General features: G+C 42.6%; 14 protein-coding genes. 11 read left to right on the top strand and 3 right to left on the bottom strand.

The window, feature by feature from the left end; translation table 11 throughout:
• Window positions 1-313 precede the first annotated feature (313 nt).
• From alsS to QRD39_RS03420, 11 genes are all read left to right on the top strand, one after another.
• Complete coding sequence (gene alsS / locus QRD39_RS03470) at window positions 314-1,990, top strand: acetolactate synthase AlsS (protein ID WP_285955680.1); 1,677 nt, start codon at window positions 314-316, stop codon at window positions 1,988-1,990.
• A gap of 15 nt (window positions 1,991-2,005) precedes the next feature.
• Window positions 2,006-2,725 carry an acetolactate decarboxylase gene (budA, locus tag QRD39_RS03465; RefSeq protein WP_008534730.1) on the top strand — a complete coding sequence of 240 codons (720 nt, stop codon included), beginning with the start codon at window positions 2,006-2,008 and terminating at the stop codon, window positions 2,723-2,725.
• Between the two features lie 162 nt (window positions 2,726-2,887).
• Window positions 2,888-3,337, top strand: a complete 450-nt coding sequence (locus tag QRD39_RS03460; protein ID WP_285955679.1) for a MarR family winged helix-turn-helix transcriptional regulator — start codon at window positions 2,888-2,890, stop codon at window positions 3,335-3,337.
• 17 nt (window positions 3,338-3,354) lie between these two features.
• Window positions 3,355-4,317, top strand: coding sequence for a zinc-binding dehydrogenase (locus QRD39_RS03455; protein WP_285955678.1), 963 nt, complete (start codon window positions 3,355-3,357; stop codon window positions 4,315-4,317).
• Entirely contained in the window at window positions 4,314-5,042 is a 729-nt protein-coding gene (locus tag QRD39_RS03450; protein WP_285955677.1) for an ABC transporter ATP-binding protein, read from the top strand. Before QRD39_RS03455 ends, QRD39_RS03450 begins: the two co-directional genes overlap by 4 nt.
• On the top strand, window positions 5,035-6,555 hold the full coding sequence (locus QRD39_RS03445) for an ABC transporter permease/substrate-binding protein (RefSeq protein WP_285955676.1): 1,521 nt from the start codon (window positions 5,035-5,037) through the stop codon (window positions 6,553-6,555). The genes QRD39_RS03450 and QRD39_RS03445 overlap by 8 nt, the downstream gene beginning before the upstream one ends.
• Before the next feature lie 112 nt (window positions 6,556-6,667).
• On the top strand, window positions 6,668-7,468 hold the full coding sequence (locus tag QRD39_RS03440) for a PhzF family phenazine biosynthesis protein (RefSeq protein WP_285955675.1): 801 nt from the start codon (window positions 6,668-6,670) through the stop codon (window positions 7,466-7,468).
• A 312-nt stretch (window positions 7,469-7,780) separates the two neighbouring features.
• Complete coding sequence (locus QRD39_RS03435; RefSeq protein WP_285955674.1) at window positions 7,781-8,383, top strand: ECF transporter S component; 603 nt, start codon at window positions 7,781-7,783, stop codon at window positions 8,381-8,383.
• Complete coding sequence (locus tag QRD39_RS03430; protein ID WP_285955684.1) at window positions 8,383-9,174, top strand: energy-coupling factor transporter transmembrane component T; 792 nt, start codon at window positions 8,383-8,385, stop codon at window positions 9,172-9,174. The genes QRD39_RS03435 and QRD39_RS03430 overlap by 1 nt, the downstream gene beginning before the upstream one ends.
• Window positions 9,150-9,986: an ABC transporter ATP-binding protein gene (locus tag QRD39_RS03425; protein ID WP_285955673.1), complete on the top strand. Its 837-nt coding sequence runs from the start codon at window positions 9,150-9,152 to the stop codon at window positions 9,984-9,986. The genes QRD39_RS03430 and QRD39_RS03425 overlap by 25 nt, the downstream gene beginning before the upstream one ends.
• The gene (locus QRD39_RS03420) at window positions 9,973-10,773 is read left to right on the top strand and encodes an ABC transporter ATP-binding protein (RefSeq protein ID WP_285955672.1); all 801 of its coding nucleotides are present in this window, start codon (window positions 9,973-9,975) and stop codon (window positions 10,771-10,773) included. Before QRD39_RS03425 ends, QRD39_RS03420 begins: the two co-directional genes overlap by 14 nt.
• Window positions 10,774-11,080: 307 nt before the next feature.
• Here QRD39_RS03420 and QRD39_RS03415 read toward each other — a convergent pair whose 3' ends face one another.
• The 3 genes from QRD39_RS03415 to QRD39_RS03405 are packed head-to-tail and all read right to left on the bottom strand — an operon-like array spanning window position 11,081 to window position 12,515.
• Window positions 11,081-11,428, bottom strand: a complete 348-nt coding sequence (locus QRD39_RS03415; protein WP_285955671.1) for a hypothetical protein — start codon at window positions 11,426-11,428, stop codon at window positions 11,081-11,083.
• A 59-nt stretch (window positions 11,429-11,487) separates the two neighbouring features.
• Window positions 11,488-11,961 (bottom strand): HXXEE domain-containing protein, encoded by a 474-nt coding sequence (locus tag QRD39_RS03410; RefSeq protein WP_285955670.1) that lies wholly within the window; start codon window positions 11,959-11,961, stop codon window positions 11,488-11,490.
• 14 nt (window positions 11,962-11,975) lie between these two features.
• Window positions 11,976-12,515 (bottom strand): TetR/AcrR family transcriptional regulator, encoded by a 540-nt coding sequence (locus tag QRD39_RS03405; protein WP_285955683.1) that lies wholly within the window; start codon window positions 12,513-12,515, stop codon window positions 11,976-11,978.
• Between the last annotated feature and the right edge of the window lie 12 nt (window positions 12,516-12,527).

Genomic DNA, 12,527 nt, shown 5'->3' with positions numbered 1-12,527 from the left:
GGGGCTTTTTTTCTACAACAAAATCGGCTCCATAATTCCTATGGTGGTTTTACCCACTACAGAAATTATAGAGCCAATTTTCTAAAGTCAAAAACACATAAACATCTGATAGCATTCAGGTGTTTATTTTGATTTAGAAGTGCAAAAATTCACAATCTTTTTTTCACAAGAATGCTTAAAAACTGTGCTATAATGATAACAGAATTGTGAAGTGATTAAAGTTTGTGAAAAATCGATCAGGCTTTGACCCTTTATGACTTATATTTGAAAGGAAAGTAGGCTCTGTAGTTGATGAGCCAAAAGGACTTGGTTAATGTCAGAAGGAAAGCAATTGTATGGTGCTGATTTAGTGGTTGATAGCTTGATTAACCACGATGTTAAGTATGTTTTCGGGATACCTGGAGCGAAAATTGATAGGGTTTTTGATACGCTTGAAGATAAGGGGCCGGAATTGATTGTTGCTCGTCATGAGCAAAATGCAGCTTTTATGGCTCAAGGAGTTGGTCGAATTACCGGAAAACCCGGTGTTGTCTTGGTGACATCTGGTCCCGGTGTTTCTAACTTGGCGACTGGTTTGGTTACGGCAACTGATGAAGGGGACCCTGTTCTTGCTATTGGTGGTCAGGTTAAGCGTGCAGACCTCTTGAAACGTGCCCACCAATCAATGAATAACGTTGCTATGTTAGAGCCAATCACGAAGTATGCAGCTGAAGTCCATGATGCCAATACCCTTTCTGAGATTGTAGCCAATGCTTATCGTCATGCTAAAGCAGGTAAGCCTGGTGCAAGTTTCATTTCTATTCCTCAAGACGTTACAGACGCTCCAGTCAGTGTCAAGGCTATTAAGCCATTGACTGATCCAAAACTGGGGTCAGCTTCTGTCTCTGATATTAATTATTTGGCACAAGCCATTAAAAATGCTGTTTTGCCTGTTTTCCTTTTGGGGAATGGTGCTTCATCAGAGGCAGTAACTCAGTCTATTCGTCAGATTTTGGAGCATGTTAAATTGCCAGTGGTTGAAACTTTCCAAGGAGCAGGTATTGTTTCTAGAGACCTCGAAGAGGACACTTTCTTTGGCCGTGTTGGGCTTTTCCGTAATCAACCTGGTGACATGTTACTTAAAAAGTCAGACTTGATTATTGCAATCGGTTATGACCCAATCGAGTATGAGGCACGCAACTGGAATGCTGAGATTTCAGCTCGTATCATTGTTATCGATGTAGAACCTGCTGACGTTGATACTTATTTCCAACCAGAACGTGAGTTGATTGGTAATGTTGAAGCAACTTTGGATTTGCTTTTGCCAGCAATCCAAGGATATCAATTACCTGAAGGCTCAGTTGAATATCTTAAAGGTTTGAAAGATACTGTCGTTGATGATGTCAAATTTGACCGTCAGCCTGAAGAAGGTACGGTCCATCCACTTGATTTGATTGAAGTCTTGCAAGATCAAACTGAGGATGATATGACGGTTACAGTTGACGTTGGTAGTCACTATATTTGGATGGCACGTTATTTCAAATCTTACGAACCTCGTCATTTGCTATTCTCAAACGGGATGCAGACCTTGGGTGTTGCTCTTCCTTGGGCGATTTCTGCAGCCTTGGTTCGTCCAAAGGAAAAGGTTATCTCAATTTCTGGTGATGGTGGTTTCCTCTTCTCTGGACAAGAGTTGGAAACAGCGGTTCGTTTGAAACTGCCAATTGTTCATATCATCTGGAATGATGGGCACTATAATATGGTGGAATTTCAGGAAGAAATGAAGTATGGTCGCTCGTCAGGGGTTGACTTTGGCCCTGTTGATTTTGTAAAATATGCTGAGAGCTTTGGTGCCAAGGGCTATCGTGCGACAAGCAAAGAAGCCTTTGCGCAATTACTTCAACAAGCACTTCAAGACTCTGATAATGGACCTGTCCTCATTGATGTGCCAATAGACTACAGAGACAATATTAAACTCGGCGAAACTATCTTGCCTGATGAATTTTATTAAGAAGAAGGTGTACACATGTCTGAAGCCATAAAATTATTTCAATATAATACCTTGGGAGCCTTAATGGCTGGGCTTTACGGGGGTACGTTAACAGTTGGTGAACTTTTAGAACATGGGGACTTGGGGCTTGGAACCCTTGATTCCATTGATGGGGAGCTAATTGTCCTTGATGGTAAAGCTTATCAGGCCAAGGGGTCAGAAGGTAAGGTTGAGGTTGTTGAGGTTGCTGCTAATGAAAAAGTACCTTATGCAGCTGTAGTTCCACACCAAGCCGAAGTTATCTTCCGACAACGCTTTGAAATGACTGATAAGGAACTTGAAGAACGTATTGAATCTTACTATGATGGGGTTAATCTCTTCCGTTCCATCAAAATTAAGGGTCACTTTAAGCACATGCATGTTCGTATGATTCCTAAATCTGCCCCGGATACTAAGTTTGCAGAGGTGGCAACACATCAGCCGGAGTATGAAGCTGATAATATTTCAGGTACCATTGTTGGTATTTGGACTCCTGAGATGTTCCATGGAGTTAGTGTAGCTGGCTATCATTTACACTTTATTTCGGATGATTTGTCTTTCGGTGGGCACGTTATGGACTTCATTATTGATAATGGTATTGTTGAAGTTGGTCCAGTTGACCAACTCGATCAACGTTTCCCAGTTCAAGATCGTCAGTATCTCTTCGCTAAATTCAATGTCGATGAAATGCGTGAAGATATTACTAAGGCTGAGTAAGCTCGTTTAAAGATATTATTCGATTATAGTTAGAACTTTCCTAGATGATTAGGAAAGTTTTTTTGTTTTTATAATTATTTCTATATCGAAATAGTTGACAGATGTAATGAGTAGATTTACAATAGATGTAGAAAGTTCTATATAGAAGAAAAAGGAGACAAAATGGACAAGATGTTAGGAGGCTACCAAGCTCTACAGATTCGTTTGTTGAACGGGAGACTGTTTCAAAAGTTGCTGAGCAAGGAACCAGATGCCCAATACCGAAGTGAACAGGGGAAAATTTTAACGATTTTGTGGAAGCAAGAATTGGGGTGCGCTACTGCGACCGATATCGCTCTTGCGACTGGTCTAGCCAATAATACATTGACCAGCATGGTTAAAAAATTGGCAGAACAAGGCTTGGTTACAATTCAACCTTGCACGCAGGATAAAAGGAAAAAATATATTTCTTTGACAGACCTCGGTTGGGCGCAAAAAGAAATTGGGGATCGTGTCAGCAAGGAATTGGGAGAGATTTTCTACCAAGGTTTTTCTGACCAAGAAATCCGAGAATTTGAAGCCTATCAAGAGCGGATTATCTCAAATCTAAAAGCTAAAGAAAATGAACTGTAGAAAAAGAGGAGTACCTTATGAAAGCAGTTGTTGTGAGCAGTCCAGGTGGACCAGAGGTATTGGAAGTTGTCGAACGACAAAAACCAGTCCTGAAGCCAGGTTGGACCCTGGTGAAAATCCAAGGTTTTGGTATTAATCATAGTGAAATTTTTACTCGCAAGGGACAATCACCATCTGTAAAATTTCCTCGTGTGTTAGGGATTGAGTGTGTTGGTCTTGTGGAAGAAACGACACGACCAGATTTGAGGATTGGTCAGCAAATCATTTCCATTATGGGGGAGATGGGACGTGCCTTTGATGGAGGCTATGCAGAGTATACACTTCTCCCCAATGAACAAATTTATCCGATCAAGACAAAGCTTGATTTGGAAAGCTTGATTGCCCTTCCTGAGACCTATTACACGGCTTTTGGCTCTTTTCTTAACCTCAAGATTGAGGAGAAAGACAGCGTGTTAGTTCGCGGAGCAACCAGTGGTGTAGGAATTGCCTTTGCTAGACTGCTAAAAGGCAAATTTCCTAAGGTTCACCTGGCGGGAACTAGCCGAAATTTAGCTAAGGAAGACCAATTGAAGGCGGTAGGATTTGATCAGGTAATTTTGGAGAAGGATGGTGTCTTGCAAACACAAGAACAGTTCGATAAGGTTTTAGATCTTGTTGGTTCCAGCGCTATTCTCGATACTTTTGCACGGACAGCAGAAGGCGGGATGATCTGTTCTTGTGGTCTTCTGGGTGGTCAGTGGACTGTTCCAGACTTTGATCCGATTGAGATGCTCTCTTGCAATCTCTACTTGACGACTTTTGCTTCTGGCAATGTGTCTCCAGACAAGCTTCAGGCTTTGGTAGATTTTGTCGAGCAGTATCATGTGGATGTACGGCCTGAAAAGGTTTATCGGATTGACCAAATTCAGGAAGCGCATGCTTATCTGGAAGGAAGCCATTCTTTCGGCAAAGTGATCGTGAAAAATGAGGATGATTTATGATTGAATACAAACACGTAGCCTTGCGCTACACAGATAAAAATATTTTAAAAGATGTCAATCTCCATATTGAAGATGGTGAATTTATGGTGCTCGTAGGACCCTCAGGATCTGGAAAAACCACCATGATCAAGATGATCAATCGGCTACTTGAGCCGACTGACGGCAATATCTACATGGATGAAAAACGCATCAAGGACTATGATGAACGGGAGTTACGTCTCAGTACCGGCTATGTGCTTCAAGCCATTGCCCTCTTTCCTAATTTGACAGTTGCGGAAAATATTGCCCTCATTCCTGAAATGAAGGGCTGGACTAAGGAGCAAATTGCCTCTAAAACCGATGAACTCTTGGACAAGGTTGGTCTGCCTGCTGCAGAGTATGCAAAGCGCAAGCCAAGTGAGTTATCTGGTGGGGAGCAACAACGGATTGGGATTGTGCGTGCCATCATTGGGAAACCAAAGATTCTATTGATGGACGAACCGTTTTCAGCCTTGGATGCTATTTCTCGCAAGCAGTTGCAGAGTCTCATAAAAGACTTGCATAAAGAATTCGGCATGACGACAATCTTCGTTACCCACGATACAGACGAGGCCTTGAAATTAGCCGACCGGATTGCAGTTTTGCAAGATGGAGAAATTCGTCAGGTCGCAGAACCTGAAACAATTTTACAAGCACCTGCGACAGACTTTGTAGCAAACTTGTTTGGAGGTAGCCCTCATGTCTAATTTAATTTCAACCTTTCAAGAACGCTTTGGGGACTGGCTTACAGCCCTCGGACAACACTTACAATTGTCTCTTTTGACCTTAATTATTGCTATTTTCATCTCAATTCCTTTGGCTATTTATCTTAGTACGCGCGATCGTGCGAGTAACTGGGTCTTGCAGATTGCTGGGATCTTTCAAACCATCCCTTCTATGGCCCTTCTGGGACTCTTTATCCCTATTATGGGGATTGGGACCTTGCCTGCTTTGACGGCACTCGTTATTTATGCCATTTTCCCCATCCTTCAAAATACTATTACAGGATTGCGTGGGATTGACCCCAGTTTAGAAGAAGCAGGGATTGCCTTTGGGATGACCAAATGGGAGCGCCTCAAGAAGTTTGAAATACCTCTTGCCATGCCTGTGGTGATGTCAGGTGTGCGAACTTCTGCAGTAATGATTATCGGGACAGCAACCTTGGCAGCACTTATCGGGGCTGGAGGACTTGGTTCCTTTATCCTTTTAGGGATTGACCGCAATAATGCCAGTTTGATTTTGATTGGTGCCCTATCTTCGGCACTCTTAGCCATCACCTTTAACCTTCTGCTCAAATGGATGGAAAAGGCCAAATTACGGACCATCTTTACAGTCTTTGCGGTCATGATTCTGGGATTGGGAGCTTCCTATGTGCCGAGTCTTATCCCCAAACCAGAAAAAGAAAACCTGGTCATTGCTGGGAAGTTAGGGCCTGAACCGGAAATTCTAGCTAATATGTATAAGATCTTGATCGAAGAAAACACGGACATGACAGTGACTGTTAAACCGAACTTTGGCAAGACCACTTTCCTCTATGAAGCTCTGAAAAAAGGGGATATTGATATCTATCCAGAATTTACAGGCACCGTGACGGAAAGTCTCCTCAAGCCGGCGCCACAAGTCAATCATGATCCAGAAGCAGTCTATCAAGCTGCCCGAGATGGTATTAAGCAACAAGACGACCTGGCCTTGCTCAAACCTATGGCATATGAAAATACCTATGCTGTTGCAGTGCCTAAGAAAATTGCTCAAGAGTATGGACTCAAGACCATTTCTGACTTGAAAAAGGTGGAAGGGCAGCTTAAGGCAGGCTTCACCCTAGAGTTTAATGACCGACAGGATGGGAACAAGGGCTTGCAGAAAGTCTATGGTCTTGATCTACAAGTCTCCACCATGGAGCCAGCCCTTCGTTATCAGGCTATCCAGTCCGGTGAGATCCAGATAACAGATGCTTACTCAACGGATGCGGAGCTTGCTCGCTATGACCTTGTGGTTCTAGAGGATGACAAACAACTCTTCCCACCTTATCAAGGGGCGCCCCTTATGAAAGAAGCTCTTCTTAAGAAACATCCAGAATTGGAAGGCATTCTAAACAAGTTAGCTGGTAAAATCACAGAGAAGCAAATGAGCCAGATGAACTACCAAGTGGGAGTAGAAGGTAAACCAGCTGCCCAAGTAGCGCATGACTTTTTGGTAAAAGAAGGAGTTATCAAGAAATAAAGAAAACTTTGTACAAAAAGTAACTTTTTAAAGTTGCTTTTTTTAGATATCATTTGTCTGTTTTCTATCCTATTTTCAGATATAATAAAGATAAAAAGTTAAGGAGTCGTCCATGCCAATTAGTCAATATACCATCCCACAATTTATCGTTGATGCTTTCACAGATACCGTTTTTAAAGGCAACCCGGCTGCTGTTTGTCTTTTGGATGAATGGTTATCGGATAATACCTTGCAGAATATCGCCAGAGAAAATAATCTCTCTGAGACAGCTTTTACGGTTAAAAATGATGATTACTATGAATTACGTTGGTTTACTCCGGGTGGAGAAATCGATTTGTGTGGTCATGCTACTTTGGCAACGGCCTTTGTTCTCTTTCAATTTAAAGAAAAAGAAGCTGAAAATCTTACCTTTGCAACACAAAGTGGCGAACTTGTGGTTACTAAGAAAGCTGAGTATTATGAGCTTAATTTCCCAGTATATTCTATGCAGCAAGTTCCAGTCACAAGTGAGATGGAAGAAGCAATCGGAGTGCGTCCGCTTGAAGCGTGGCTTGGAAGGGACCTAGTTTGTATCCTCCCTCATGAAAATGATGTCATTGCTGCGACTCCAGATTTCGATAAAGTTAAAGCTTTAGATGGACTACTTTTAAATATCACTGCTAGAGGGGAAAAATACGATACTGTTACACGAAGTTTTGCTCCAAAATTATCCATTGAGGAGGATCCAGTTTGTGGGTCAGGTCATTGTCATGTCATTCCTCTATGGGCTAATAAGTTAGGACAAGTAGAATTTAGAGCTTATCAAGCCTCTGAGCGAAGTGGGAACCTTAGTTGTCATATAGAAGGAAATCGGATTTACCTTGCAGGAAAAGCTGCCCTCTATAGTCGTGGCGAGATTTATGTAACAGACTAGATGTTGTCTTGTTAAAAAAAGAAGTATAAGCAATAACGATTAAAGTCATTATAAAAACAAAAGATGTCTAGCAGAAGCTAGGCATTTTCAATTACCGAACTTTTTCGCAGAATTTTCAGAAAAAACTTGACAATTTCGAGAATAAGCGTATGATATGAGTAAGAACTCGAAAATAGTATTTTTACTATATTAACTTATGTCGACTACGGTTAGTAAAGTGATAAGACCTAAGAGTTCAGTTGACTATACTATAGAGCGTTGCGTCCGAAAGTCTAAACAGACACGGCTCTTTAAAAACAAAAGGAGAAGATTATGAAAACAGAACCTATTCATCGTACCAGTATGTGGAAGTTTAAGTTAAGTGCTGCCACCATGACTTTGATTCCCGCTGCCGTGGGGATTAACTATGTTGCCAAAGCTTTGGCGGAGGGATTAAAGTTGCCCGTTTGGCTGGGGTCTTTGGGAACCTTTCTTGCCAGCATGTTGGCTGGGCCGGTTGCCGGTGCCATCAGTGGTTTCATCAACAACGTGGTCTATGGGCTGACCTTATCGCCAATTTCAACCGTGTATGCGATTACCAGCATCGGAATTGGGATTGCTGTTGGAGTTTTGCACGCCAATGGGTGGTTCTCGTCAGCGCGACGAGTATTTGTTTCTGCGATTATTATTGCCATCGTTTCAGCTGCCATTTCAACGCCACTCAACCTCATCTTTTGGAAGGGTCAGACCGGTGTCGTTTGGGGTGACTCATTGTTTGTGGTAATGTTAGCCAATCATGTACCAAGGTGGCTGGCCTCATTTACCGATGAGTTTGTCTTGGATATTTTGGATAAAGTCTGCGTGGCCTACCTGGCATTCTTCATCTATCGTCAGCTGCCGAAGCGTCTGGTGCACTTCTTTAGCGGTGATAAATGATGACTGATCAAACATTGATTTCTGGAGCGCCACGGGTCAAGTTCAAGTGGTACCAGGTGATCGATCCGATTACTAAGCTCTTGTTCATCTTGGACATGACGTTGTTGAGCTTTGCCAGTATGAATTTATTTCTTCAGGCCGGATTAATTCTTGTCGCAACACTGCTATTGTTATTTTCCAAATTGAGTTCTACCATCTTTAAGGCGCTGGGATTCAGCCTGTTTATGATTTGCACCATGCTGATCATCCAAGGGGTATTTTACAGTCGGAATCAAACTGTGCTGTTTTCTGTGCTTGGGGTGTCGTTCTACAAAGAAGGACTGATTTACGCCACCACTCTGGGTTGTCGAGTATTGGTGATTATTTTGACCAGTGGCTTTTTTATGGTGACCACGAGTATTTCAGAAAACGCGGCCTATTTGGAACTGTCCGGATTGTCTTATAAAACCGTCTACGTTCTGATGTCGGTGTGTTATATTTTGCCGGAAATGATGCGCAATATGCGGAAAATCCAGCAGGTACAAAAAGTTCGCGGAACCAATCCGCAAAAAACGTTGATTCAGAAATCAAAGTCAGTCCTGCCGGTTCTAATTCCATTGGTGATTAAGACCTTGGATCAATCGATGACGCGGTCGATTTCTCTCCAGCTGAGAGGTTTTGATAATCTCAACCGGACTGTCAGAACCTCCCAGCGCGTGTATCGCCTGTCGCGGACGCTGCACATTGGTCTGACTGGATTGGCAATTTTATTGATTGGGTGGAAGATATGGACGAAGATAAACGGATTGTAATTGAAAATTTGACCACCCGTTATCCGGGTACTGAGCAACCACAACTGCGTCAGATTAACGCGGAGGTTCATACCGGCCAGGTGGTTGGGATTATCGGGAATAGCCACTCCGGCAAATCGACTTTGTGCCGCGTGCTGGCAGGGGTCATTCCCAAAATGGTGTCTGCTGAGATTGAGGGCGACTGGCACATGTTTGGCCAGCGAGTGTCCGACAATTGGCCCGTTTATAATGCCATGAATGGAGTTGTATTGCAAAATCCAGCTGGCCAACTAAGCGGGTTGGCAGACACGGTTGCCGATGAAATCGCCTTTGACTTGATTAATCAGGGAATGGCTGAAGGACTGATTCAAAAACGGGTTGAAGAAGTTGCCACGCAAATGGGGCTGATTGAACAGCTGAATTTGCGTCCCGAGAGCCTTTCCGGTGGTCAGATCCAGCGGTTGGCAATTGCCACGGCGATTGTGGCTAACCCGGCTGTTTTGATTATGGATGATCCGACCAGTCAGATGGATCCCCTTGGCCGCCGACAATTTTTCCAATGGCTGGCCCAAGTCAAAGAGACGACTGTCTTCATTGTCACCAGTGAAATTGACGATTTGTGCGAAGTCGCCGACCTTGTGTGGGTGCTGCACGAGGGTCAAATGGTAGCCCAGGGCAGGCCGGGTGAGGTGTTTAATCATTTGGCAGCTGACTGGCAGATTCCAGCCCCGACAATCCAGCAACTTGCTCAAAAAATGGATTGGCACTTGGCTGATGGCCGGTATCCGGTGAATGACGCTGATCTGAAGGAGGTTCGTTATGTCCACAATTGAACTGAACGACCTGACGTTCACTTATCCGGAACGGTCCTTTAGCTTGGATGTTGAAGACAAACACTTCGCCGATCCGATGGTGGCGATTGTCGGCCAAAATGGTGCCGGCAAATCAACGCTCTTCAAATTGTTGACGGGCTTGCTGACACTACAAACCGGTGTGATTAAGATCGATGGAGAAAATTTTAATGATCTTAAACCAGTCGAAAAGTTACTGAAGGTTGGGATTACTTTTCAGAATCCTGACGATCAGCTTTTCAACCCGACCGTTCAACGAGAGGTGGAGTGGAGTGTCGCGCAGGTCATGGATGACCACGACACGATTACGAGGCGGGCTTTAGCGGCTCTAAAAAGAGTTGGCTTGGATGATAAAACAGCTGAAAGTCCATATGACCTGTCATTGTCGGAACGCAAGCTGTTGAGCGTTGCCACAGTTTTGGCAGTGGATCCGGCGATTTATTTATTTGATGAGCCGATGATGTCGCTTGATTGGGAAAGCCGGCGCAAGTTGACCGCAATTTTCCATCAGTTGGCTGATTCGGGCCACCAAGTTGTGACCATCACCCATGACATGGATTGGGTCGCCGCCGAGTTTGAGTCGGTGTATGTTATGGAACACGGGAAGTTTGGCTTCGCCGGCAGTCCACGGGAATTGTTCAGCGATCACGAACTTGTCCAGCGAGTGGGATTACTACCACCGCGGATTATGGACATAGCGGAGTCGCTGGGTGATTCACAGACATATTTATCGGTTAATGATTATTGCCAGAAAAATCGAGATGTATAGAAAAAGTCACCTCTGCGGGTTTTCCAGGTTGAAGGATTAACTTCAGCTTCTGGCAAGAACTCACATGGGTGACTTTTGTGTTTAATAACGTTTCATGATAATCGGGTGCTTCCTCAGATCGCTCGGTTTGATTTTATCAATTAATAAGAGGATCCAGTAGGGTCCTCTTTTTAGGTTTACTTCTCTTATGTAGAAGCTAATGACAATGATTATCACATTTAGTGTACATTTACCTAAATCCTTAAAGAGACCTATATTGGAACTCTAGGCCTTTTTGTATTGTATTTATAGAAGTGAGCATCACATGTTATTGGAATAGAAATAGCCTAACATATAACAAAATAGTAATAAGCATGGCAATGACAAAACGAATTAGGTGGTGTGATTTGTTGAATTTTTTTTTATTTTTACCATTCATGACAGCGCCGAAGCAAATCATAGAGCTACCCAATATCCAGGTGTAAATTGCCCAGGTGTGACTAATCATTACAATGAGTAGGGCTAAGATACCAACTATGGCCCCAGCTATAATAAATCCAGTTCCTAAGCTTTTTTTGCCATTTAAAATAGCTGATACCGCTGCAATAAGATGAATAAGGACAAAAGCAAGCGCTAAGAAGACTGTAATAATGTTAAAAATGAAATAAAGCTGCATATTTGTTTTCTTTCTAGGATAAATAAAGTAAATGCCCGTGATAGTGTTAAGATCTTTACTTACCTTAGTTTGAGATTCTTCTTATGAAGAACCATAAATGAAACTATAAGATTTACAAGGATAAGTGATAAGGTAATGAAAGAGTACCAATAAAGATTGATGGGTACGTTATTTTTGAGACAGAATAGAGAAAATAAACTCGTAAAAATGCCCGTTAACAATCCAGGCACATATTTTCGAAGGAAAATTGTCTGAATCAGATGTCCGAAAATATGGTAGATATAAGCAATTACAATGGTTGTGTAAATGGTATAGTTGTTAAATTGGTAACTAAGATAAAGTGTTATCAGTAGAAGTAGAAGTTGCTCCATGACTATGGAATTGAAAGTTAAAGGAGTGTAATAAGAAAGGAATCGAATATCTGGAAACTGTGCTGATAGTTTTTTGACAAAGGATGGCATCCATATGATTTCCTCAAGTTCGTGAAGCATGAATAAGGCTGGAAAGAGAAAATAAAATTGAGTGAGGGTCATTAAAAAACTTCTTTCTAGTTTGAACCAACTTTCAGTATCTCCAAATAAAACTGGACAACTTCCTGCTCGCTATAGGACTTACCTTTTTTCAGCCACCAACTGAGGGTTTCGATAAAGTGGCTGACGACCAGGTGCTTGAGATAGGAGTGAGGAATGTTGGGGTAGGATTGGATTAGTTGCTCAGAGACCATCGGGTAGACATCATGCTCCAGTTCTTTTCGCAGCTGACGTATGAAATAATCGTTTTTAGATAGCAGGAGACTGGTTACATGGTCTTGATTTTTCTTGAAATGCTGAAAGATATGGGCCAGGTAGTCTTGAGGAGAGAGGTGTTGAGCACGCTCAAATAAATGGTGAAAGAGTTTTTGACAGAGTTCATCCAATAATAATTCCTTACTCTCGTAATGACTATAGAAGGTCGATCGCCCGACATCAGCAAGGTCAATAATCTCCTGAACGGTGATGGCTTCGTAGTCTTTCTGGTTGAGTAACTGTAAAAAAGCACTATAGATAGCTTTTCGAGTCTTAGTAATGCGACGATCTTGAGCTGGCATATGGACAATTTG

Origin of the sequence: Streptococcus raffinosi (genome assembly GCF_030284685.1) — a bacterium.
Lineage (GTDB): Bacteria > Bacillota > Bacilli > Lactobacillales > Streptococcaceae > Streptococcus > Streptococcus raffinosi.
The sequence above is the reverse complement of the archived record's forward strand: the minus strand, read 5'-3'. Positions and strand labels throughout refer to the sequence as shown.

Bases quoted from the DNA above. Each gene is read 5' to 3' on its own strand.
- alsS (WP_285955680.1), top strand. From the start codon at position 314: ATGTCAGAAGGAAAGCAATTGTATGGTGCTGATTTAGTGGTTGATAGC.
- budA (WP_008534730.1), top strand. From the start codon at position 2,006: ATGTCTGAAGCCATAAAATTATTTCAATATAATACCTTGGGAGCCTTA.
- QRD39_RS03460 (WP_285955679.1), top strand. From the start codon at position 2,888: ATGGACAAGATGTTAGGAGGCTACCAAGCTCTACAGATTCGTTTGTTG.
- QRD39_RS03455 (WP_285955678.1), top strand. From the start codon at position 3,355: ATGAAAGCAGTTGTTGTGAGCAGTCCAGGTGGACCAGAGGTATTGGAA.
- QRD39_RS03450 (WP_285955677.1), top strand. From the start codon at position 4,314: ATGATTGAATACAAACACGTAGCCTTGCGCTACACAGATAAAAATATT.
- QRD39_RS03445 (WP_285955676.1), top strand. From the start codon at position 5,035: ATGTCTAATTTAATTTCAACCTTTCAAGAACGCTTTGGGGACTGGCTT.
- QRD39_RS03440 (WP_285955675.1), top strand. From the start codon at position 6,668: ATGCCAATTAGTCAATATACCATCCCACAATTTATCGTTGATGCTTTC.
- QRD39_RS03435 (WP_285955674.1), top strand. From the start codon at position 7,781: ATGAAAACAGAACCTATTCATCGTACCAGTATGTGGAAGTTTAAGTTA.
- QRD39_RS03430 (WP_285955684.1), top strand. From the start codon at position 8,383: ATGACTGATCAAACATTGATTTCTGGAGCGCCACGGGTCAAGTTCAAG.
- QRD39_RS03425 (WP_285955673.1), top strand. From the start codon at position 9,150: ATGGACGAAGATAAACGGATTGTAATTGAAAATTTGACCACCCGTTAT.
- QRD39_RS03420 (WP_285955672.1), top strand. From the start codon at position 9,973: ATGTCCACAATTGAACTGAACGACCTGACGTTCACTTATCCGGAACGG.
- QRD39_RS03415 (WP_285955671.1), bottom strand. From the start codon at position 11,428: ATGCAGCTTTATTTCATTTTTAACATTATTACAGTCTTCTTAGCGCTT.
- QRD39_RS03410 (WP_285955670.1), bottom strand. From the start codon at position 11,961: ATGACCCTCACTCAATTTTATTTTCTCTTTCCAGCCTTATTCATGCTT.
- QRD39_RS03405 (WP_285955683.1), bottom strand. From the start codon at position 12,515: ATGCCAGCTCAAGATCGTCGCATTACTAAGACTCGAAAAGCTATCTAT.